General features: G+C 63.2%; 20 protein-coding genes. 8 read left to right on the top strand and 12 right to left on the bottom strand.

The window, feature by feature from the left end; genetic code table 11:
* Nucleotide 1: 1 nt before the first annotated feature.
* Nucleotides 2-2,158: a putative bifunctional diguanylate cyclase/phosphodiesterase gene (locus SKZ59_RS21185; RefSeq protein ID WP_034749929.1), complete on the bottom strand. Its 2,157-nt coding sequence runs from the start codon at nt 2,156-2,158 to the stop codon at nt 2-4.
* Between the two features lie 165 nt (nt 2,159-2,323).
* A complete protein-coding gene (locus SKZ59_RS21190) occupies nt 2,324-3,250 on the bottom strand; it encodes a LysR family transcriptional regulator (protein ID WP_034749931.1) in 927 nt (308 codons plus the stop codon).
* A gap of 167 nt (nt 3,251-3,417) precedes the next feature.
* Between SKZ59_RS21190 and SKZ59_RS21195 the strand changes: the two genes are divergently transcribed.
* From SKZ59_RS21195 to SKZ59_RS21220, 6 genes are all read left to right on the top strand, one after another.
* The gene (locus SKZ59_RS21195) at nt 3,418-4,119 is read left to right on the top strand and encodes a pirin family protein (RefSeq protein ID WP_034749933.1); all 702 of its coding nucleotides are present in this window, start codon (nt 3,418-3,420) and stop codon (nt 4,117-4,119) included.
* A gap of 162 nt (nt 4,120-4,281) precedes the next feature.
* The gene (locus SKZ59_RS21200; protein ID WP_319992871.1) at nt 4,282-4,668 is read left to right on the top strand and encodes a DoxX family protein; all 387 of its coding nucleotides are present in this window, start codon (nt 4,282-4,284) and stop codon (nt 4,666-4,668) included.
* Nucleotides 4,669-4,825: 157 nt separating this feature from the next.
* Nucleotides 4,826-7,069, top strand: a complete 2,244-nt coding sequence (locus SKZ59_RS21205; RefSeq protein ID WP_139089900.1) for a PhoX family protein — start codon at nt 4,826-4,828, stop codon at nt 7,067-7,069.
* 220 nt (nt 7,070-7,289) lie between these two features.
* Entirely contained in the window at nt 7,290-7,943 is a 654-nt protein-coding gene (ribA, locus tag SKZ59_RS21210) for a GTP cyclohydrolase II (protein WP_034749940.1), read from the top strand.
* 74 nt (nt 7,944-8,017) lie between these two features.
* Nucleotides 8,018-9,421, top strand: coding sequence for a serine protease (locus SKZ59_RS21215; protein ID WP_319992872.1), 1,404 nt, complete (start codon nt 8,018-8,020; stop codon nt 9,419-9,421).
* Nucleotides 9,418-10,398 carry an FHA domain-containing protein gene (locus SKZ59_RS21220; protein ID WP_319992873.1) on the top strand — a complete coding sequence of 327 codons (981 nt, stop codon included), beginning with the start codon at nt 9,418-9,420 and terminating at the stop codon, nt 10,396-10,398. Before SKZ59_RS21215 ends, SKZ59_RS21220 begins: the two co-directional genes overlap by 4 nt.
* A 73-nt stretch (nt 10,399-10,471) precedes the next feature.
* Here SKZ59_RS21220 and SKZ59_RS21225 read toward each other — a convergent pair whose 3' ends face one another.
* Nucleotides 10,472-11,128: a CCXG family PEP-CTERM protein gene (locus SKZ59_RS21225; protein ID WP_319992874.1), complete on the bottom strand. Its 657-nt coding sequence runs from the start codon at nt 11,126-11,128 to the stop codon at nt 10,472-10,474.
* 513 nt (nt 11,129-11,641) lie between these two features.
* Here SKZ59_RS21225 and SKZ59_RS21230 point away from each other — a divergent pair.
* Nucleotides 11,642-11,980, top strand: coding sequence for an MmcQ/YjbR family DNA-binding protein (locus SKZ59_RS21230; RefSeq protein WP_072452751.1), 339 nt, complete (start codon nt 11,642-11,644; stop codon nt 11,978-11,980).
* On the opposite strand, the gene SKZ59_RS21235 is transcribed toward SKZ59_RS21230, so the two are convergent.
* On the bottom strand, nt 11,981-12,601 hold the full coding sequence (locus SKZ59_RS21235) for a TetR/AcrR family transcriptional regulator (protein WP_072452749.1): 621 nt from the start codon (nt 12,599-12,601) through the stop codon (nt 11,981-11,983).
* Between the two features lie 90 nt (nt 12,602-12,691).
* Here SKZ59_RS21235 and SKZ59_RS21240 point away from each other — a divergent pair, with 90 nt between their 5' ends.
* Complete coding sequence (locus SKZ59_RS21240; RefSeq protein ID WP_219327390.1) at nt 12,692-13,906, top strand: MFS transporter; 1,215 nt, start codon at nt 12,692-12,694, stop codon at nt 13,904-13,906.
* A 4-nt stretch (nt 13,907-13,910) separates the two neighbouring features.
* Here the strand turns inward: SKZ59_RS21240 and SKZ59_RS21245 are convergent, their stop codons facing one another.
* From SKZ59_RS21245 to SKZ59_RS21280, 8 genes are all read right to left on the bottom strand, one after another.
* Nucleotides 13,911-14,213, bottom strand: coding sequence for a hypothetical protein (locus tag SKZ59_RS21245; protein ID WP_219327391.1), 303 nt, complete (start codon nt 14,211-14,213; stop codon nt 13,911-13,913).
* A 57-nt stretch (nt 14,214-14,270) separates the two neighbouring features.
* Nucleotides 14,271-15,446, bottom strand: coding sequence for a PQQ-dependent sugar dehydrogenase (locus tag SKZ59_RS21250; protein ID WP_219327392.1), 1,176 nt, complete (start codon nt 15,444-15,446; stop codon nt 14,271-14,273).
* A 113-nt stretch (nt 15,447-15,559) separates the two neighbouring features.
* The gene (locus SKZ59_RS21255; protein WP_139143318.1) at nt 15,560-17,551 is read right to left on the bottom strand and encodes a PKD domain-containing protein; all 1,992 of its coding nucleotides are present in this window, start codon (nt 17,549-17,551) and stop codon (nt 15,560-15,562) included.
* A gap of 219 nt (nt 17,552-17,770) precedes the next feature.
* Complete coding sequence (gene ispF, locus SKZ59_RS21260; RefSeq protein ID WP_070302182.1) at nt 17,771-18,271, bottom strand: 2-C-methyl-D-erythritol 2,4-cyclodiphosphate synthase; 501 nt, start codon at nt 18,269-18,271, stop codon at nt 17,771-17,773.
* Nucleotides 18,272-18,288: 17 nt separating this feature from the next.
* The gene (ispD, locus tag SKZ59_RS21265; RefSeq protein ID WP_070302184.1) at nt 18,289-18,990 is read right to left on the bottom strand and encodes a 2-C-methyl-D-erythritol 4-phosphate cytidylyltransferase; all 702 of its coding nucleotides are present in this window, start codon (nt 18,988-18,990) and stop codon (nt 18,289-18,291) included.
* A gap of 12 nt (nt 18,991-19,002) precedes the next feature.
* Entirely contained in the window at nt 19,003-19,698 is a 696-nt protein-coding gene (locus SKZ59_RS21270; protein ID WP_319992875.1) for a hypothetical protein, read from the bottom strand.
* 8 nt (nt 19,699-19,706) lie between these two features.
* Nucleotides 19,707-20,279, bottom strand: a complete 573-nt coding sequence (locus SKZ59_RS21275; protein ID WP_034749968.1) for an NUDIX domain-containing protein — start codon at nt 20,277-20,279, stop codon at nt 19,707-19,709.
* A 57-nt stretch (nt 20,280-20,336) separates the two neighbouring features.
* Complete coding sequence (locus SKZ59_RS21280) at nt 20,337-20,660, bottom strand: DUF2818 family protein (RefSeq protein WP_034749970.1); 324 nt, start codon at nt 20,658-20,660, stop codon at nt 20,337-20,339.
* Between the last annotated feature and the right edge of the window lie 2 nt (nt 20,661-20,662).

Consider the following 20,662-nt stretch of genomic DNA (forward strand, 5'->3'; position numbering starts at 1 on the left):
TTCAGACTGCCTCTTCCAGGCGCAACTGCCGGCCTTCATCGAGCATCAGCTCGAATTCCGCCGCCGGCACGGCCGGGCTGAACAGATAGCCTTGCAGCTGGTCGCAACCGAGTTCGCGCAGGAAGCGCATCTGCTCGGCCGTTTCTACCCCTTCGGCGACGATTTCCTGACGCAGCTGCTGCGCCATGGTGACGATGGCGCGGGCGATGGCGCAATCATTTTCCTCGAACGGCAAACCGATGACGAACGAGCGGTCGATCTTCAATGTGCTGATGGGGAATTTCTTCAGGTAGGCGAGGCTGGAATAGCCGGTGCCGAAGTCGTCCAGCGCCAGCGCCAGGCCCATGGCCACCAGCTGGTTCATGATGTCGATGACCTTGTCGGCGCCGCGCATCAACAGGCTTTCCGTGATTTCCAGCATGATCTGGTCGGGCCGCACGCCGTAGCGCTCGAGCACGGCCGCTATGCGCGCCGGCAACTGCTCATCGAACTGGCGCGCCGACAGGTTGACGGCGATAGCCGGCATGTGCAGGCCCCGATCTTCCCAGCTGCGGATCTGGCGACATGCCTCGTCCAGCACCCAGGTGCCCAGCTCCAGAATCAAACTGGTTTCCTCGGCAACGGGGATAAAGACGCCGGGCGAGACCATGCCGCGCATCGGATGCTTCCAGCGCAGCAAGGCTTCCGCGCCCACGATGCGTCCGCTGGCCAGGCTCACTTTCGGCTGGTAATGCAATTCCAGCTCCTTGTCGCCCAGCGCCAGCCGCATTTCACTTTCCAGGCGCAAATGCTCCTTGGCCCTGCGGTTCATGTCTTCGCGGTAAAACAGGAAGGTCGATTCGATCGTCTGCCCCGCCTTGGACACGGCCACGTCGGCAAAGCGGAACAGGGCCGGCGCTTCCAGGCCGTCTTCCGGATACACGGTGATGCCGATGCTGGCGCCCACGTGCAGCGCGTGCGCATCGATATTGATGGGCGCCTCGAGCAGGTTGAGCAGTTTTTGCGCCACATTCGCCGCATGTTCGCGCTTTTCGATATGCAGCAGGGCCACGACGAACTTGCTGTTGTCGACGCGCGCCAGGATGTCGGCGTCGCGCAGGGCGCCACGGAACAGCTGGCCGATGGCGATCACCAGCTGGTCGCCCACTTCATGGCCCAGGGTATCGCTGATGGAACCGATGCGGCTGATGTCGATGACCATCAGCGCGCCATGCGTGCCCTGGCGTTTCGCTTCGGCCAGGCCCTGGTCGACCAATTGATTGAGCAGGCAGCGGTTGGGCAAGCCCGTCAGGCTGTCGTAGTTGGCCATGCGCTGCATGCGCGCTTCCGCATCCTTGTGCACCGAGATATCGGAAAACAGGGAAAACACGTGGCTGATTTCGCCGAATTCGTCGCGCACGACGCTGATGGTGACGTCTTGCGGGAACAGTTCGCCATTCTTGCGCTTGCCGATGATTTCGCCGCGCCAGGAACCGTGTCCACGCATGGCGGCGCGCACCTTGGCGCGGAAATCGGGGTCGTGCACGCCCGAGCGCAGCAAGTCCGGCGTGCGGCCGATGGCTTCGGCAGGCGAATAGCCGGTGATGCGGCTGAACGAACTGTTGATCGAGACGATGCGCTCTTCCGCATCCGTGATCAGCACGGCTTGCTCGCTGTCTTCGATGATGCGCGCGTGCAACCTGACCTTGTCCACGTCGGACAGCGGCTCGCTCATGGCCGACAGGCGCACGGCCATGCCGCACGCCTTGCCCGCCTGGTCGTGGATCACGTGGCGGTGCATGCGCAGCCACGTCACCATGCCCGACTTCTTGCGCCGGCGCACATCGGTAGCCACGTCGCCCTGCATGAAATGCAGTTCCAGCACGCTCGCTTCCGCGTCGTCTTCCGGATACAAAAACAGGATGTGCTGGCCCAGCGCCTCGATTTCGGAATAGCCGAACATCTGTTCGGCGCCATGGTTCCAGCCGATCAAAAAGCCGTCGGGATCGATTTCCAGCAAGGCGTCGGGAGGCGCCACGCGCACCACGGGCCGGCTGGCGCCGCGCAGCCGTTCCAGCTCTTCCTCCAGCCGCGCCAGCGTGGCGGCCTGCTGCGGCCCCGCCTGTTCACGGGCGTCCTGGGCCAGGCGCAGGCACAGCGCGACCTTCGCCTCAAGCATGGCAACCCCACTCGTGGGCCAGGTCAGGGGAAGGTATCAGGGGCGCTGCGGTGTGTGTAATCATCAAAATCCCACTGTGGGGCATGGAGGTCGGGCAAGAAATACGATTGCAATACTGCGAATATGGTAACTTAAAAATGTTGGCGTATGTCAACATTTTAAGGCCTACGCCGAATGGCCCGGCAGATGCTGCGCCAGGCGGGCAAACACATCCGGCTCGCGCATGCGCGCCATCCACCAGCGCAATGCCGCGCCATCCTCGCCCACTCGCCAGGCCAGGTAAAACGTTTCCGACGGTTTCGGCTCTTCCACGGCCTTTTCCACCAGCAAGCCGCGGGCGATGGCGGCGCGCGCGCACGGCCCCGGCAGGAAGCCAAAGCCCAGCCCCAGCACCTGGTAATCGAACTTGACCTGCATGTTCGGCACGCTCAAGGCGTCCTGGCCCAGCAGCAGCCCCACCGTGCGCGGCGCCATCTGGCGCGCCGAATCGGCCACCACCACGGCCCGGTGCTGCTGCAGGTGTCCGCGCGACAGGGGTTCCCGCACCTGCGCCAGCGGGTGCGTGGGCGCCACGGTAAAGACGAAGTCGAGCATGCCGATCGGCTGCGCGATATAGCCGCCGCCCGCCGGTCCGTCGCCGGGCGCGCCCACGAGCAAGTCGGCGCGCCTGTCCAGCAGCGCTTCCCACGTGCCCGACAGGGTGTCTTGCGACAGACGCAGGCGCGTCTGCTGCGCCACGTCGTAAAAGGCGCGCACGTCGTCAGCCAGGGCCACGGCGGAAAACATGGAATCGATGCCGATGGACAATTCCGTTTCCCAGCCGGACGCCACCCTGCGCACGCGGTGCTCGAGGTCCTGCGCCGCCTTCAATAGATAACGGCCCTCTTTCAGCAATTCCTGGCCAGCTGCCGTCAGCATGACTTTCGGGCCATTGCGCTGGAACACTTGCACGCCCAGGTCGTCTTCCAGCTTGGCCACCGTATAGGAAATGGTGGACGGGACTTTATGCAACTCCTTGCCGGCCGACGAGAACGATCCGCGGCGGTCGATGGCGTCAACGATTTGCAGGGCTTCCAGGCTCAGTCTTAACATTCGATTTTTTCGATCATAGGTCGCAAGATTTTCCGTTTTTCTTTCTCTGCTGGGGGGCCTATACTTTGTTCATCGTAAAGCGAGGGGCAGAAAAGAAGCCACGGCGTAACGCCAGGCAACGGTCCTTCGAAATTATCGCACATTAACTTATAGAAACGGAGTCCACCATGTTACAGATTCGTCATAGCGAAGAACGCGGCGCAGCCAACCACGGCTGGCTCAATTCCCACCACAGCTTTTCCTTCGGCAGCTACCATGATCCGCTGCACATGGGCTTTGGCCCCTTGCTGGTGATCAATGAAGACCGGGTCACGCCTGGCCAGGGTTTCGGCACGCACGGCCACCGCGACATGGAAATCATTTCGTATGTGCTCGACGGCGCGCTGGAACACAAGGACAGCATGGGCACGGGCTCCGTCCTGCACTACGGCGATGTGCAGCGCATGAGCGCCGGCAGCGGCGTGCGCCACAGCGAGTTCAACCACTCGGCAACGGAGGGCTTGCACTTCCTGCAGATCTGGATACAGCCGAACGTGACGGGCATTCCGCCCAGCTATGAAGAGAAACACTTCACGCCGGAAAGCAAACGGGGCAAGCTGCGCTTGATCGCCTCCTCCGACGGCCGCCAGGGTTCCGTGCTGATCCACCAGAATGCGGCCATCTACGCCAGCATCCTGCAGGAAGGCGAACAGGCCGAACATGCGCTGGAAGAAGGCCGCCTCGCCTATGTGCACCTGATCCGCGGCAGCCTGGTCGTCAACGGCACGCCGTTGAAAGCGGGCGATGCGCTGAAGCTGACGCAGGAAGCCAGCGTGATCATCACTCAGCCGGAAGATGCGGAGTTCCTGCTCTTCGATTTGCCTAAATGATGGTACCTGGCCAAACCTACTGCGCGTCGCGCTTTGCGGCCTGCGATGCTCACCGTACTAAAGTACGGTTGCGCTTCTTAGCCACAAATCACTGCCGCTCGCTACGGTTTTGCCAGGCACCGCAAGTCAACCTTAAATCTTGATAAAAACAATTGGATTAATATGAAAAATAACACTGATCTGCTGTTCCCCCTCGGCCGTGCCGCCCTTGGCGTGCTGTTCTTTGTCTCGGGCTTGCTGAAAATCGGCGGCTTTGCCGGTGTGGCCGGCTACATGGCCAGCCAGGGCTTGCCGATCGCCAATATCTTGCTGGTGGGCGTGATCGTGCTGGAAGTGGGCGGCGGCTTGCTCTTGATCACGGGCTGGCAGGCGCGCTGGGCGGCGCTGGCCCTGGCGCTGTTCCTGATCCCGACTACCGTGATCTTCCACGCCTTCTGGAGCGCCGATGCGGCCCACTTCCAGGACCAGCTGACGAACTTCCTGAAGAACCTGTCCATCTTCGGCGGCATGCTCTTGCTGGTGGAACGCGGCTTTCGCCAGGCCAAGTAAGGCCAAGGCTGCCTGACCGGACGGGCCCGTCATCGACGCGGCCCGCCCGGCCGGCAGCCTGTCACCGTTTTGTCATCAAGCTGACATGGCGCTGTCACATTCGCCAACTATCATGCGGTTGCCATTTAAATCACGCAACCACAGGACATCGCAGCCCATGAACAAGCCCAACGATCTGGCCATCAGCGCCACCGATCTGAACGACATTGACAGCAACGCGTCCCACGACAACCATTTCAACAGCATCCTGAACGCCCGCCTGAGCCGCCGCAACTGGCTGCGCGGCAGCGCCGTCACGGCCGCGACCGCCGTCATGGGGTCGATGGGCCTGTCCGCTTGCGGTGGCGGCAGCGATGCGGTCGCCGTCACGCCGACGCCAACGCCAACGCCTGAAAAACTGCTGGCCTTCACGGCCGTGCCGAAAAGCCTGGCCGACGTCGTATCGGTACCGGCCGGCTACACGGCCACGGCCCTGTATGCGCTGGGCGACTCGCTGCGCGCGGCCACGCCAGCGTACAAGAACGACGGCAGCGATACCGATTTCGACAACCGCGCCGGCGACCACCACGACGGCATGGAATACTACGGCCTGTCCGCCGCCGGCGCGCCGCTGGCGTCCGGCGCCGAACGTGGCTTGCTGGCGATGAACCACGAAGCGACCACGGACGAAAAACTGTCCTCGCACTTCCTGCACGTGAATGGCGGCACCACCTCGCTGCCCCGCCCTGCCGCCGAAGTCGACAAGGAAGTGGCCGTCCACGGCCTGAGCGTGGTGGAAGTCAAGAAGACGGGCAGCGCCTGGGCCACCGTCAACGATTCCGCTTTCAACCGCCGCGTCACGCCGCTGACGGACATCGAGATCGCCGGCCCCGTGCGCGGCAACGCCCTCGTGGTCACCAAGTATTCGCCGACCGGCACCAAGACGCGCGGCACCATCAACAATTGCGGCACGGGCAAGTCGCCTTGGGGCAGCTACCTGTCCGGTGAAGAAAACTGGGCCGGCTACTTCACGCGCTCGTCCACCGACAATGCAGCGCGCGGCGACAAGTCCGTCGTGTCGCTGAACCGCTATGGCCGCAGCCAGGGCGGCGCCTCGCGCCACGGCTGGGAAACGGGCGGCAGCGACGACAAGTACGCGCGCTGGAATCTGAGCAAGATCGGCGCCTCGACCAACGGCAGCGACGACTACCGCAATGAGCTGAACGGCATGGGCTACATCGTCGAAATGGATCCGTACGACAAGACCAAAGCCATCCGCAAGCGCACGGCGCTGGGCCGCTACGCGCACGAAAGCGCCGCCTTCAGCGTGCCGGCCGTGGGCCAGCAGCTGGCCGTCTACATGGGCGACGATTCGCGCAACGAATACATCTACAAGTTCGTCACGACGGCCGTCTGGGCAGCCGCCGATGCCAATCCGGCCGACCGTATCGCCACCGGCGACAAATACCTCGATTCGGGCAAGCTGTACGTGGCCAAGCTGGCCGCCGACGGCACGGGCCAGTGGATCGAGCTGGCCATGTCGAACGCGCTGATCCAGGCCTACAGCGCCTACAAGTTCGCCGACCTGGCCGACGTGCTGGTCAATGCCCGCCTGGCGGCCGACGCCGTGGGCGCCACAAAAATGGACCGTCCGGAATGGTGCTCGGTCAACCCGGCCAATGGCGAGATCTACTACACGCTGACCAATAACTCGAACCGCACCGTCAATCCGAGCGGCTCGTCGCAGCTGGCGCCGGACAGCGCCAACCCGCGCGCCTACACGGACATGAAGGGCAGCAGCGCGCAGAACGGCAATCCGAACGGCCACATCATCCGCTTCAAGGAAGGCACGGGCGCGGCCGCGGCCACCAGCTTTACGTGGGACGTCTACCTGTTTGGCGCCGAGAGCGGCGCCGACGCCAGCAAGATCAACCTGTCGAACCTGACGGCCGACCAGGATTTCTCGAGCCCTGACGGCCTGGCCTTCAGCCCATACACGGGCATCTGCTGGATCCAGACGGACGATGGCGCGTACACGGATGTGACCAACTGCATGATGCTGGCCGCCATTCCCGGCAAGGTCGGCGACGGCGCCAAGTCCACGTTGAACTACGCGACGGCGGCCGGCGGCAACCTGGCGGTCGACACCTTCATCGGCAAGAAACCCACGGCCGATACGCTCAAGCGCTTCCTGGTAGGACCGGTCGGCTCGGAAATCACGGGCATCAGCGAAACGCCAGACGGCAAGACCATGTTCATCAACATCCAGCACCCGGGCGAAAACACCTCGCTGGCGAATATCGGCGATCCGTCCAAATACACGAGCCAGTGGCCGGCCAACGCCGGCTATGGCGCCGGCAAGCGCCCCCGCTCGGCCACCATCGTGATCACCAAGAACGATGGCGGACGCATCGGCAGTTGATGTCCCGTGCCTGGCGGCGGCATCCGCCAGGCAAAGCCAGCAATTCACCTTGTAAAAGGAGGAAGTGCCCCTAAGTAAGGCTTATCACCAGACATTGCAACGACCGAATGGCAGCCAGGGAAAACGTTTCCCTGCTTTTTGGTATGATGGCAAGGCGCGCCGGCACCGGAGTGGTGTCGCGCGCCTTTTATTTTTGATAATTACTTATATGAGCACAACCATGCAAAGCGGCGCAGACATCCTGGCGACAGGCGAATTGGATTACACGACTTCCTGCGCACTGCCGACGCCGTGGGCCCAGTTCACCTTGCACGCCTTTGTCGAACATGCCACGGGCAAGGAACACCTGGCCATGGTGCTCGGTGATATCGGCAACGGCGAACCGGTGCTGGCGCGCGTGCATTCCGAGTGCCTGACGGGCGACGTGCTGTTTTCGCAGCGCTGCGACTGCGGCGCGCAGCTCGAGGGCGCCCTGAAACGCATCGCCGAAGAAGGCCGCGGCATCTTGCTGTACCTGCGCCAGGAAGGGCGCGGCATCGGCCTGATCAACAAGATCCGCGCCTACCGCCTGCAGGAAGCGGGCGCCGACACGGTGCAGGCGAATGAACAGCTGGGCTTCAAGGCCGACGCGCGCAACTACACCTTGTGCAAGCCCATGTTCGCGCAATTCGGCATCCACAGCCTGCGTCTGATGACGAACAACCCGCGCAAGATCGCGGCAATGGAAGCGCTGGGCATCACGGTGGCCGAACGGGTGCCGCTGCTGGTCAACCGCAACGCCTTCAACCAGCACTACCTGAATACCAAGCAAAGCAAGCTGGGTCACATGATGACGCCGGAAACGGCCCCGGCGCTGGAAGACGGCGCCCTGTAATTGCTGCCCCGGCTTGCCGGGCCGGCGCATGCCGGCCCTCGTCCGCCGCGCTCCTGCTCACGCACAAAGGATGCATGAAATTATCTGACTACGCCTTCCTGCTGGCCAGCCTGTGCGCTGCAGCGGGTGCACACGCGGCCCCGGCGCCTGCGCCAGCCGCTGCCCCCGCCGCTTCGACTCCTCCCGCCAAACCACCGCCGGCCACCGCCGCGCCCGCCGCCACCGAACATGCGGCCCTGCCGCCTCCCTCGTCCGCCGCGCAAAAACTGTACACGGCCGCGCGCGCCGACATCCTGCAAGTGCGCGTGCTGCTGAAAAACGGCCGCACGCAGTCGTCGGTCGGCTCGGGCTTCTTGATCGGCACGGGCGACCTGGTGGTGAGCAACTATCACGTGGTGTCCCAGTTTGCGCTCGACCCCGATACCTATGTGGGCGAATGGGTCGACACGAGCGGCCAGCGCGGTAACGTGGAATTGCTGGCCGTCGACGTGCTGCACGACCTGGCCGTGCTGCGCGTCAACCGCCACGGCACGGGTTTCTTCAAGATGCCGGAAACGCTGGCGCCGCTGACGCAAGGCCAGTACCTGTATTCGATGGGCAATCCGCTGGATCTGGGCTTCGCCATTTCGGAAGGCTCGTACAACGGCGTCGTCACGCGCAGCTTCTACGACCAGCTGATGTTTACGGGGCCGATCAATTCCGGCATGAGCGGCGGCCCCAGCGTCACGGCGAATGGCGACGTGGCCGGCGTGAACGTGTCGAAACGCCTCGATGGCGAACTCGTCAGTTTTCTCGTACCGGCCCGCTATGCCCAGCAATTGCTGGCCAAGGTGGCGCAGCAAGGCAAGCCGCCGAAAGACTTCAAGCCGCTGGTGACGGCGCAGCTGCTGGCGCACCAGGAAGTCATGCTGGCGCGCCTGCTCGACACGCCCTTGAGCCTGAAAGCCATGGGCCCGTACCGCGTGCCCGTGCGCGAGTCGGACCAGATGCGCTGCTGGGGCCGCTCCAACGTCAAGTCCGACAAGCCCTACATGCTCGACAACACCAGCTGCGCCATGGAATCGGCCATCTTCATTTCCGGCGCCCTGCAGACGGGGCAAGTGTCGATGCGCCACGAATTCTTGCGCAGCAGCGAACTGGGCGCGCTGCGCTTTTCCGAACTGGCCAGCGCCTCGTTCAAGAATGAAAGTTTCGGCAGCTACAAGAGCGTGAATCTGACGGGCCCGCAATGCACCGAACAGTTCGTCAAGAACAAGACGCTGCCCCTACGCGCCGTCCTGTGCGTGCGCGCCTACCGCAAGTTTACGGGACTGTACGACTTTGCCCTGCTGGCCGCCAGCACCGATGAGCCACTGATGAGCCTGCAAAGCCGCATCGACGCGCGCGGCGTGTCCTACGCCAACGGCATGCGCGTCACGCGCACCTTCCTCGAAGCGCTGTCGCGCGCGCCCTCCACCAACAGCAGCCGCAAGCCATGAAGCCGCCCTATTACCTTGAAATCCTCGCCGAGAATGGCGAAGTGCAGCGGCGCCAGCGGATCGAGTCCCTGCCGATCCGCATCGGCCGCAGCTACGGCAACGACTTCATCCTCGACGACCCGCATACGGCGGCCGAGCACGCCATTGTCGAAGACGACGGCGACGGCGGCCTGCTGCTGCGCGACCTGGGCAGCCAGAACGGCGTGATCCACCGGGGACAGCGGCAACCGCAAGTGGCCTTGAGCGGCAACAGCATCGTGCGCCTCGGCCACACGCGCCTGCGCGTGCGGGCCAGCGATCATCCGGTGGCGCCCGAACTGGGCGACACGACCCGGCACGACTGGGAAGGCTTGCGCCCCGCCGTCGCCGGCCTGGCCATGATCGGCGCCTCGGCCGCCTTCAGCAACTGGCTCAGCGATGCGGACGCCTTCGAGCCGATTTCCTATCTGATGATCGTCGCCTATGCGCTGGCCGGCGGCCTCGTATGGGCGTCGGTCTGGGCCGTGGCAAACCGATTGTTCGGCCATGTGGCGCGCTTCGGCCGCCACCTGTTCATCATCGGCTGCGGCCTGCTGGCCATGGAAGTGTGGGAGCTGGCCAGCAACGTGGCGGCGTACGCGCTGTCGCTGGAAGCGCTGACGCGCTACGGACGGCATATGTTCATCATCATCGTGTGCGCCATGATCTACTACCATTTGTGCACGATCAAGCCGCAGCATCCGCGCCGCTTCGGCCTCGTCGCCGTCGTGCTGGCCATCCTCGGCTCGAGCCTGATCCTGCTGAGCAACCTGCAGGCCAGCGGCCGCCTGGCCGACGAGACCTACATGTCCGTGATCTACCCGCCGGCCTTGCGCCTGAGCCCGGATCACACGACGGACGCCTTCTTCCGCGACGCGGCCGGCCTGCAGCGCGCCGTCGATGCCGAACGGGGCAAGGCGGCCAAGGGCGCCGACGAAGACGAAGACAGCGGCGATTAAGAGGCCGACATGCAAAAAGCCCGCCGTGTCCTGACAGACCGGCGGGCTTTTTATTATTGCTTGGAACTTCTGCTTAGAACTTCGCTTCCTGCTTGCGGCGCGCCGTAAAGCCCAGCAAGCCCAGGCCGATCAGCAGCATGGCGTAGGTGCTTGGCTCAGGGACGGCCGAGATCAAGCCGTCATTGGCGCCGAAGCTGGCAAAATTGTTGTTGCCCGACTTGAACTGCGCTTGCTGGCCGCCATCGCAGCAGCCTTCCAGGCCGTAGATGCTCAGGGTGTGGTTACCGGCCGACAAGGCGCTCGAACCGCTGAAGAACTGGCTGCCATTGTTGTAGTTGCCTGCCCACCACATGTCGTTGCTCTTGAAGTCCAGCGCCACGCCGTCGAGGAACAGGGCGCCGCCCTTGCCGAAGTCGACGCCGCTGCGGAAGCTCCAGGCACCCGCATCGGCCGCGCTGACGCCAAAGTTGATCACCGACTTGAAGGCGATGTTCGAGCCGCTGCCGAACAGGCCGCTGTTGCTGACGTTGTCGTAGCTGGCGATCGTCGTCGAGCCATAGCCGGCGCCTGGCGTGGCCACGGCGGCATTCACGACGGATTGGTAGTCGGCGGCCGAGCTTTGCGCGCCGGCGCCCGAATAGCCGGTGGAGACGGTGATGGTGCTGGCGTTCGCGTGGGCAAACACACCGACGGCGATCAGGGACAGGGCGATTTTAGGCAGGTTTTTCATGATGGTATCCAGTAAGTAAGTATTCAGTGGGCGCAGCAAGGGGCGCTTGAGCTGAATACACGCTGCATTGAGGCGTGTCGGCGTAGCGCTAGGGATTGCGTGAATGAGCGGTCGGGGACGTGGCTTCCACAAAACAGCGCGGACTTGCGGCGTGCCATGGCGGCACTGCAAGCGTCCTGGAAAGGGTTCGGGTTCCCGGGACAAGGCCAGACAATTGACGGGTCAGGTAAAACGTTGGAGCTATTCTAGCTTAAATTTCCAAGAAGAAAAGTATTTTTCTTTTAGCCATGAAAGATATTTTTCTGGCAAGCGTCTGTCCAGCGGCAGAAAGCGCCGTCTTCCACTCTGTCGCAACGACCATGCGCAGTGCGCGGCGTGTCGCGGCGGCACCACAGACCAGTCCGTCAGTGTCGCATCTTGCGCATTTCTTTTCGCATGCCGCTGTACCACGGGGCGAAACAGCATGGCAAAATGTAGTCACGCTGCTATCTGTCCGATGAGGGGGAAAGAGGAATGGTCGACCTGGAAGAACTACGCTATCTGGCACTGTCGTTTCCCGACACTACCGAGGAAGAACACCACGACCGTCCATCGTTCCGCGTGGGCGGGAAGATCTTCGCCACCCTGCCCGACGACGAGCACATCAATGTGCTGCTCGATGCGGAAGCGGCGCATATCGCCACCGTCATCACGCCAGCGGGCTGCGAGAAACTGTGGTGGGGCGAACGCCTGGCCGGCATCACGGTGTGCCTGGCGGACGCCGAGCTCGACATGCTGGCCGCCGCCCTGACGGCCGCCTGGCGGCGCAAGGCGCCCAGCGACCTGGCCAAGACCATCGCCCCGACAGGATAGTTACATCGGCCAATTACGCAGCAGCAAGCCCACCATCTGCTGCAATTGCTCGCGCGAGACGCCGGCCGCCGCCTGGATGGCCATGCCCTGCGACAGGGTCACGACAAAGCGCGCCTGCTGCTCCGGGCAGGAATCGGGCGGCAAATCCCCCTCTTCCTTGGCGCGCCGCAAGCGGTCGCGCAATTTGATTTCACCGCGCAGCCGGCGCGCGAACAATTCATCGCGGATCGGCAGGGCATCGTCGCTGCAGGCCAGTGCCGCATTGACGCCCATGCAGCCGTGCGGACCGTCCGGCATGGTTTGCGCGTCGACATACTGCGTCAGCAACGCTTCCACCACCTGGCGCGCCGTCGGCTGTTCCAGCGCCGCATCGAAAAACCGCATGCGCGTATCGCTGTAGCGCTCGAGCGCCTTGTGGAACAGCTGCTCCTTGTTGCCGAAGACGGCATACAGGCTGGGCCGGTTCATGCCCATGGCCTTCGTCAATTCCGGCAGGGAACTGCCTTCATAGCCCTTTTCCCAGAACACTTTCATGGCGCAATCGAGCGCCTCGTCCGCGTCAAACGTGCGTGGGCGGCCCGTTTTTGCCTTGGCTGTCTCAGCTGTTTTTTCTTGTTTCATACCGATCGGTAAAAAATTATGACGACAATGTTCGTTTCCAGATATTATATACCGACCGGTTAAAAACCTCCGGGCTTTTCAGGAACCCCTATGCACACACCCTCCAACACTACTGGCGACGATACCACCGTGGCGCCGTGGCTGGCCGTCCTGTCGGTCGGCATCGGCGCTTTCGCCCTCGTCACCTCCGAATTCCTGCCCGTCGGCCTGCTGCCGGCCATGGCCGCCGAACTGGCCATCAGCAAGGGCCAGGCGGGACTGATGATCACCACGCCCGGCATCGTTGCCGCGTTTGCCGCCATCTTCGTCACCGTCGGCTCGGGCCGCCTGGACCGCCGCATCGTGCTGCTGGCCCTCACCGCCCTGCTGATCGCCTCGAACCTGCTGGTGGCGCTGGCGCCGTCATATGGCTGGATACTGCTGGGCCGCGCCATGCTGGGTGTGGGCGTGGGCGGCTTCTGGGCCATCGGCAGCGCCATCGGCCCGCGCCTCGTGTCGCCGCAGCATGCGTCGCGCGCCATGTCCATCATCTTCGCCGGCGTCTCGCTGGGCACGGTGGCGGGCGTGCCGGCCGGCGCGCTGGTAGGCGAACTGGTGGGATGGAGGGTCGCTTTCGGCGCGGCCAGCGCCATTGCCGTGCTGGTCTTCATCGGCCAGCTATTGCTGCTGCCCAGGCTGCCGCCGACACAGGCCATCCGCTTGCGCCAGTTGCCGATGATTTTCGGCATCCGCAAAGCCAGACTGGGTCTGATCGCCACGGCCCTGATCTTCACGGGCCAGTTCGCCGCCTACACGTATATCGCGCCCTTCCTCACGCAAGTGTCGCACCTGGCGGCCGGCACCGTCAGCGCCATGCTGCTCGTGTACGGCGCTTCCGGTTTCATCGGCAACCTCGTGGGCGGCTGGGCCGCCGGCCGCTACGAACGGGCCGCGCTGATGGTGACGGGCGCCGTGCTGGGCTTGTCCACCCTGGCCCTGGCCGCGTTCGGCAGCCATGCACTCACCGCCATGCTGCTCGTGGCCGTGTGGGGCTTCGGTTTCGGCGCCATGCCGATCGCCGTGCAGACCTGGATGTTCAAGGCGGCGCCACACTTGATGGAAGGCAGCAGCGCGCTGTTTGTCGCCATCGTGCAAGTATCGCTGGCGTCGGGAGCGTTGCTGGGAGGCATGGCCGTCGACCGGCTGGGCGTATCGAGCGCGATGGTGGTCGGCGGTCTGTTCGCCCTCGGCTGCGCCTTGACAATCGCGATCTTCGGCAAGCCGCAAGCCAGCGCCAAGGCGGGCGCGGCCTGCGTCGCCTCGTAAAAAATCAGATGCGGCCGCGACGAAATTCGCCGAGGAATTTCGTCACTTCGGCCGGCGTCATCACGACGTCCGCGTCGCCGTGATACGCATACAGGAAAGGCGTGCCGCCCAGGCGGTCCGTCAGCTTGGCAAACAGTAAAAAGCGGCTGCCCAGCGGGTAGCGCTGCAGGTCGGCCAGGCGGCGCGAGCACTGCACGGCCAGCTCGGGTGAGAAAGCCTGGCCAGGCACGGGACGGATTTCCACGTGGCCATTGATGGCGCGCGATTCGACGGCAACGTGCCGGTATGCATAAGTATCACGGGCCATGCCGCCACCTTGAATGAAGTAAAGGCGCCATCTTAAGCGAAGTGGGCGCCTGGCGTGTTACTGCGGCACGATGCGCAGCAAGCGGCCGTTGTCTTCATCGGTCAGCGCATACAGGTAGCCGTCCGGCCCCTGGCGCACGTCGCGCACGCGCGCGCCGATGTCCAGACGGTCCTGCCCCGTCACCTTGCCGCTGGCATCGACGGCGATGCGGCGGATATCCTTGGCCGCCAGGCCGCCGCTGAAGATGCTGCCGCGCCAGGCGGCGATCTTGTCGCCCGTGTAGACGGCCAGTCCCGACGGCGCCGGCGACGGCACCCAGGCCACGCTCGGATTGAGCATGCCCGGCACTTCGTGCTTGCCGACCGGTTCACGCGTCTTGTAGTCGGCGCCATAGCTTTGCAATGGCCAGCCGTAATTGCCGCCCGCCGTCACCAGGTTCAGTTCATCGCCGCCATACGGCCCGTGTTCCGTGGCCCACACGCGTCCGGAAACAGGATCGAGCGCCAGGCCCTGCACGTTGCGGTGGCCATACGACCAGATTTCCGGCAAGGCGCCCTTGGCCGCCAGCGGATTGCCGGGCGCCGGTTTTCCCTCGTCCGTCAGGCGCAGGATGGAGCCCTGGTGCGTGGCCAGGTTTTGCGCCTGCTCGCGCGCCAGCCGGTCACCGATGCGCAGCGGCGGATTGCCGCCATCGGCCACGCTCATCAGCAAGCTGCCGTCCGGCAGCCACAGCAGGCGCGAACCGAAATGCTGTCCGCCGCTCTTGTCGGTGGCCACCTTGAACAGGGTCTGGATGCCCGTCACCTTCTTGCCGTCGAACACGCCGCGCACGAGGGTCGTGCGGTTGGCGTCGTTGTTGCCTGTCGACACCGTCATGTAGACCCGTGGCGCAGCCTTGCCCGCATCCTGCGGATGAACGACGATATCGAGCAGGCCGCCCTGTCCGCCCGTAAACACCTTGGGCATGCCTTCGAGCGCAACGTCCTCGAACTTTTTGCCGTTAAGCAGATGCAAGGTCCCCTGCTTGCTCGTGACGAGCGCGCGTCCCTCGCCCAGCCAGGCAATACCCCACGGCTGGCGCACGCCCTGCGCGACGGTCTCGGCCTTCCAGCCTTGTCTGGCGGCGGGCGGCTCGCCCGTGGCTTGCAGTTCGGCGTGGGCGGGCATGGCGCAAGCGGCGAAAGCTCCCAGCAGCAGTGCGGTGGCAAGGCGTGTGCGCTTGATGGTTGGCATCGGAAATTCTCCTGTGTCGTCAATGAAAAAAGGCGGCCGGGATGCTCTTTGCCATCGCGCCGCCTTTAAAAATAGCACAGATTACACGGCGGACGCGCCGCCGTCTCATGCGATCAGCGATACACCAGATAGTACTTGGCGCGCGCGGTGCCCTTCTGTGCGCCACCCGTCTGCACCAGCGCCACGGGGTCGCCAGCGGCCGTGTGGAAGATGCCGATGCCGTAACTTTGTTCGCCGCCAATCACCGGCAGGCTAACACTGCCTGCAGGGAACAGCAGTTCACCGCTATATTTCTTGTAGCTGGTCTGATATACCGTATCGTTGGCTGGATAAGCGTAGTCAAGCGAACTTTCCATCAGCAGCACTTCCGCTCTGGCGGGCGAATAACTCATCGCTTGCATGCTGTTGCTGCCGCCGCTGCTGCTTGAACCAAAGGTAAAGCGCCCCATGTATTGCAACGTATCGGTACTAAAGTAGGTACCGTTTGCGGTAAACAACAAATCTTCCTTCGGAGACAGGAAGAACGGTGACGAAATGTAATAGTCGCTATACACAGTGCCGTTGGTGAGGATGGCGTGCGTTTGCGGGTCAATGGTGAAATACGAGAGAGTCGCGTAATTACCCTGCGAGAGAAATGCCTTGTTCTTCGATGCCGCAAACACGCCGCGCAGGGCGCCATAGAAACCGCTATTGCCAAACTCAAGCGAAGGCATCGCCTGTCCCGTACGTGCGTTGATAACAGCAACAGCGGGCCGTGCGTATGAAACAGTCGATTGGCCCGAGAGAAATACCACGCCGGCGTTGGTAACGAATACTTCCGTTTGCATGCCACCAGTGCCGGACGATTTCAACAGGCTCCCCGACACCAGATCAACCAGACTGACCACGCCATCATGCAACACAGCAGCCAGTTTGCCGTCCGGACTCAGATTGAAGGTCTTGACCGCTGTCGGCAGATCAATGCTGGTGGTCGCACCATCGACCGGATTGATGACTTTGATTGTGTACGGCTCCGCAGTCACCACGACCAGGCGGTCAACAGCCTGGCTATAACGCATTTCAACCGGCTTGAACGGCAATGCGACCACGCTCGAAGTCGACGTGACCGCATTGAGCTTCAGGTAAGCGACGGCCGTCTGGCGGCCGTTGCTCACTGTCAGCGACAACACGTAAGCACCAGCCACGTCCGGCGTAAATGCAGGAATCGCCGCCGTCGCTGCACCTACAACGGCAACAGAACCGGACGGACGGGTATCGACCGCCCAGGCATAGCTCAGCGGAGCACCACCCTCGTCATAGCTCAGGATGCCGCTGGTGACCACCGGCTGGCCTATCGGCACCGTTTGCGTGTCGCGGCTGATAACAGCCACCGTACCGCGGATGACGCCGACCGGCGCCTTGTTGGCGGCACTGATCTGGTACACCGTGTCTGCATATGCGCCCTTGCCATCGGTAGTGTGGGCGCGCACTTGGTACATGCCCATCACATCGGGCGAGAAGACGGCGCCTTGTCCCGTGGCATACAGCGTGGACATGCTGTCGACCGGCTTTGTTATCAATTGCCATGTCGTACTGACGACGTCGCCGTCGACATCCGTACTGCCTGAGGCGTCGAGGGCCACGCCAGAACCGACCGACACGGTCAGGGGCGGCTGATTCACTGGCACCGCCGTAAAGGTAGCCCGAATCACAGTGACCGCATTCGGTGGGGTATTGTCGGCAATCACAGTTACGCTCTTGTCTGAGAACGCACCCTTGCTGTCTGTCACACGCAAATTGAATACATAGTTACCCAGTACATCGGGCTTGATACTGAGCTTGGCACCGGTGGGAGTAACGGGCACGTAGGCGCTGCCAGCAGGTTTGGCGACCAGGCTCCAGATATAGCTGAGTACATCGCCTTCCGCATCGCTGCTACCAGACGCATCAAGCACCACATCGGCGCCTGTGGTGGCGGTAGCGTCGGCACCGCTGCTGCCATTGCTGACCGTGCCAGCAAAGTAGACAGCGGCTTTTGGTGCCGTATTGACCGGCGGAGGCGATATAGTATCGTTTCCGCCGCCACCGCCACCGCCACCACCGCCACACCCGGCCAGCATGGCCATGGCCAGCATCCCAACGCCCAACCAGCGCACGACTGGCCCTTGCATACGACTGCGCATATGATTCCGTTCTCTCAATATTCCCGTGGTTATAAGGTGACGTCTTGTCGCGTCCGAAAAAGCGGACAAATATTATCATGACAATAACGTTAAATTTTCACCAAATTTCACTTTAGAAATATTAATTTTCAGGAATCATTGAAACAGCGCTGCCGGGTACGCTCAGGCGCGCAACAGCAAGGCCACGGCTTCGGCCGCGATGCCTTCTTCCCGGCCCAGGTAACCGAGCTTTTCATTCGTCTTGGCCTTGATGTTGACCTGGCTCACACTCACGCCCAGGTCTTCGGCCACGTTGGCGCACATGGCGGCAATATGCGGCGCCATTTTCGGGCGCTGGGCGATGATGGTGGCGTCGATGTTGCCGATCACATAGCCGGTGGCTTGCACGCGGCGCACGGCTTCGCGCAGCAGGGTGCGCGAATCGGCACCCTTGAATTGCGCGTCCGTGTCGGGGAAATGGCGGCCGATGTCGCCCAGGGCGGCCGCGCCGAAGATGGCGTCCGTGATCGCGTGCAGCAGCACGTCCGCATCGGAATGGCCGAGCAAGCCCAGGTGATGGGGGATTTTCACGCCGCCAATGATCAGGTCGCGGTTTTCCACCAGCGCGTGGCAGTCATAGCCCTGGCCGATGCGAAATGGGAGGTCGGGAGTCGTTGGGTTCATGCGGGTCTCTCAGGAATTCAAGGATGGGCCAAATACAGCTCGGCCGTATGTATGTCGCGCGGCAAGGTCACCTTCAGGTTGCGCGGGTGGCCTTCGACGAGCCTGGGCGCCAGGCCCAGCGCTTCGACGGCGCTGGCGTCGTCCGTGATCGCTTGCGGATCGGGCGCTTCGGATAATGCCTTGTGCAGCAAGGCATAGCTGAACATTTGCGGCGTCTGCGCCAGCCACAGGCCGTCGCGCGGCACCGTCTGCGCAGACAGGCCGCCCTGCCCCGCCCGCTTGACGGTGTCGACCACGGGCAAGGCCAGCAAGCCCCCGGCCGCATGCTCACCGACTTCGGTGATGAGCTTTTCGATCAGCGCCGGCGTCAGGCCGGGACGGGCCGCGTCGTGCACCAGCACCTGGTCGTGGGCAGCGATGCCGCCGTGCATGGCGTGCAAGCCATTAAGGATGCTTTCCATGCGCGTGGCGCCGCCGCAGCGCAGCACAGTGACGCCCTGTTCCGGCACGACCGTGTCGATCACGCCATCGTCGGCGCTGACGACGACATAGGTGTGCGCGATCAGGGGGCTGGCGAGAAAGGCGTCGAGCGCATGGCGCAGCATGGGTTTGCCGGCGATGGTTAAATACTGCTTGGGACTGCCCGCTTCCATGCGCGCGCCCACGCCAGCGGCGGGGATCAGCGCAAAGTAGCGGACGGTATTCGGTGCTGCTGTCATGCCATTCCTTGTCTAGTTGGCGGGCGCTGCCTTGCCCGCCAAGATGTTCTGGATTTCTCCTTTGCACGCCTTGCCCAGGCGCGCATATTCTTGTGGAGAATCGATGGCCGCCTGCAAGGTTTCCACCTTGCGCATTTCGGCCTTGATGTACGGCAACCAGCCCGTGTCGATCTCGCGCGCCAGCGCCGCCTTGGCCGTGCCGCTGGGCGCGTACAGGGGCCGCGCCTCGAAGCGTTTGGCCAGCGCCGCGCGCACGGTCTTTTCCACGCGCGGCAAGTGTTCCATATAGGTCTTCATGTGCCGCAGCTCGTGCGCGAGTATCTCATCATACGCGCAAGTGCCGGGGGCAAACTCGCGGCCGATATAGATCACCACGGGCGCATACGTGAGGCTCACGGCAATCTGCGGCGCCACGCATTCATAGCCGCTGGCCGGGTCTTGCAGCATGGGGCCGGCCAGGGCGATGGCCACGCGCGAATCCGTCTTCGTCAAGCCCAGTACCCAGGTGTTGGCGCGCGCCATGCCCTTCATCACCGTCAGGGCCTTGTACGGCAGATGCGTGTCGATGGAATAGCCATTCTGCTGCGTCGTCAGCACGGACACCGTCTTGCTGATCGTGTCTTCGCAGCGCACCTGGAACGGCGTGCGCGCGGCCGCCAGCGTGTCCAGGCTGGCGGCCGCCAGCAGCAGGAAGATTGCCGTGCGCATGCGCTGTATCAGGCCGGCTGCCACACGCCGCTGGTGATCTTGTCGAGCCAGAAGATGCCGATGACGGTTTTCACGTCCGTGATCGTGCCATCCTTGACCCAGTCGAGCAGCTGCGGCACCGTGGCCGTAAATGTCTCGAGGAATTCGCCCTCATCGAGCTGGCGTTCGCCAGCCACGAGTCCGCGCGCCAAAAACAGTTCCAGATGTTCATCGGAATACGCGATGGCGTTGTGGATGGTGGAGACGAATTGCCAGTCGCTGGCCGTGTAGCCCGTCTCTTCCAGCAACTCGCGCTGGGCACACGCCAGGTGCGATTCGCCCGCGTCGATCTTGCCGGCCGGGAATTCAATAAAGACCCGGTCCAGTGGATAGCGGTACTGGCGTTCCATCAGCACCGTGCCATCGTCGAGCAGCGGCAGGATGACGACGGCGCCCGGATGCAGGACGAATTCGCGCGCCGTGATCTTGCCGTCCGGCAGGGCAACACGGTCGCGCTGCACGCGCAGGAAGCCGCCTTGGTAGACGAGCTCGCCATCGACCTTGGTTTCAATCAATTGCGTATCAGTGGCTTGGGTATCCATGGAATTCCTTTATTCAATAAAAAACGGCGCCAGAGGCGCCGCTTTCGGTCGTTGTTGCTAACGGCGTTTGCGCAGGTAGCGTCCGACAAAGCCTGGGAAAGCCAGCACCAGGAACAGGCAGCCGGTGATGGCATAGAACTCCCACGTCTGCGGGAAACCGTTGCCGATGCGCGCTTCGAGCGCGAAGGCCACGGCGCCGACGATGAAGTACAGAATCACCATCTCCAGCAGGCGCAGCGCCAGCGGCTTGCGCCAGCCCTGCTCCGCCTGCGCCGCCTTTTTCAGGGGCACGGCGGCAAACAGTTTCTCGTTCAAGAAAGGCAGGTTCGCGCCCAGGATGCCCAGGGCGATCACCAGCCAGCTCGAGACGGTGACATCCATCG

The sequence above is a fragment of the Janthinobacterium sp. GMG2 genome, assembly GCF_033949445.1.
Lineage (GTDB): Bacteria > Pseudomonadota > Gammaproteobacteria > Burkholderiales > Burkholderiaceae_D > Janthinobacterium > Janthinobacterium aestuarii.

What these genes read in the sequence shown, in the direction of transcription:
- SKZ59_RS21185 (WP_034749929.1), bottom strand. Translation starts at nt 2,158, where the DNA reads ATGCTTGAGGCGAAGGTCGCGCTGTGCCTGCGCCTGGCCCAGGACGCC.
- SKZ59_RS21190 (WP_034749931.1), bottom strand. Translation starts at nt 3,250, where the DNA reads ATGTTAAGACTGAGCCTGGAAGCCCTGCAAATCGTTGACGCCATCGAC.
- SKZ59_RS21195 (WP_034749933.1), top strand. Translation starts at nt 3,418, where the DNA reads ATGTTACAGATTCGTCATAGCGAAGAACGCGGCGCAGCCAACCACGGC.
- SKZ59_RS21200 (WP_319992871.1), top strand. Translation starts at nt 4,282, where the DNA reads ATGAAAAATAACACTGATCTGCTGTTCCCCCTCGGCCGTGCCGCCCTT.
- SKZ59_RS21205 (WP_139089900.1), top strand. Translation starts at nt 4,826, where the DNA reads ATGAACAAGCCCAACGATCTGGCCATCAGCGCCACCGATCTGAACGAC.
- ribA (WP_034749940.1), top strand. Translation starts at nt 7,290, where the DNA reads ATGCAAAGCGGCGCAGACATCCTGGCGACAGGCGAATTGGATTACACG.
- SKZ59_RS21215 (WP_319992872.1), top strand. Translation starts at nt 8,018, where the DNA reads ATGAAATTATCTGACTACGCCTTCCTGCTGGCCAGCCTGTGCGCTGCA.
- SKZ59_RS21220 (WP_319992873.1), top strand. Translation starts at nt 9,418, where the DNA reads ATGAAGCCGCCCTATTACCTTGAAATCCTCGCCGAGAATGGCGAAGTG.
- SKZ59_RS21225 (WP_319992874.1), bottom strand. Translation starts at nt 11,128, where the DNA reads ATGAAAAACCTGCCTAAAATCGCCCTGTCCCTGATCGCCGTCGGTGTG.
- SKZ59_RS21230 (WP_072452751.1), top strand. Translation starts at nt 11,642, where the DNA reads ATGGTCGACCTGGAAGAACTACGCTATCTGGCACTGTCGTTTCCCGAC.
- SKZ59_RS21235 (WP_072452749.1), bottom strand. Translation starts at nt 12,601, where the DNA reads ATGAAACAAGAAAAAACAGCTGAGACAGCCAAGGCAAAAACGGGCCGC.
- SKZ59_RS21240 (WP_219327390.1), top strand. Translation starts at nt 12,692, where the DNA reads ATGCACACACCCTCCAACACTACTGGCGACGATACCACCGTGGCGCCG.
- SKZ59_RS21245 (WP_219327391.1), bottom strand. Translation starts at nt 14,213, where the DNA reads ATGGCCCGTGATACTTATGCATACCGGCACGTTGCCGTCGAATCGCGC.
- SKZ59_RS21250 (WP_219327392.1), bottom strand. Translation starts at nt 15,446, where the DNA reads ATGCCAACCATCAAGCGCACACGCCTTGCCACCGCACTGCTGCTGGGA.
- SKZ59_RS21255 (WP_139143318.1), bottom strand. Translation starts at nt 17,551, where the DNA reads ATGGCCATGCTGGCCGGGTGTGGCGGTGGTGGCGGTGGCGGTGGCGGC.
- ispF (WP_070302182.1), bottom strand. Translation starts at nt 18,271, where the DNA reads ATGAACCCAACGACTCCCGACCTCCCATTTCGCATCGGCCAGGGCTAT.
- ispD (WP_070302184.1), bottom strand. Translation starts at nt 18,990, where the DNA reads ATGACAGCAGCACCGAATACCGTCCGCTACTTTGCGCTGATCCCCGCC.
- SKZ59_RS21270 (WP_319992875.1), bottom strand. Translation starts at nt 19,698, where the DNA reads ATGCGCACGGCAATCTTCCTGCTGCTGGCGGCCGCCAGCCTGGACACG.
- SKZ59_RS21275 (WP_034749968.1), bottom strand. Translation starts at nt 20,279, where the DNA reads ATGGATACCCAAGCCACTGATACGCAATTGATTGAAACCAAGGTCGAT.
- SKZ59_RS21280 (WP_034749970.1), bottom strand. Translation starts at nt 20,660, where the DNA reads ATGGATGTCACCGTCTCGAGCTGGCTGGTGATCGCCCTGGGCATCCTG.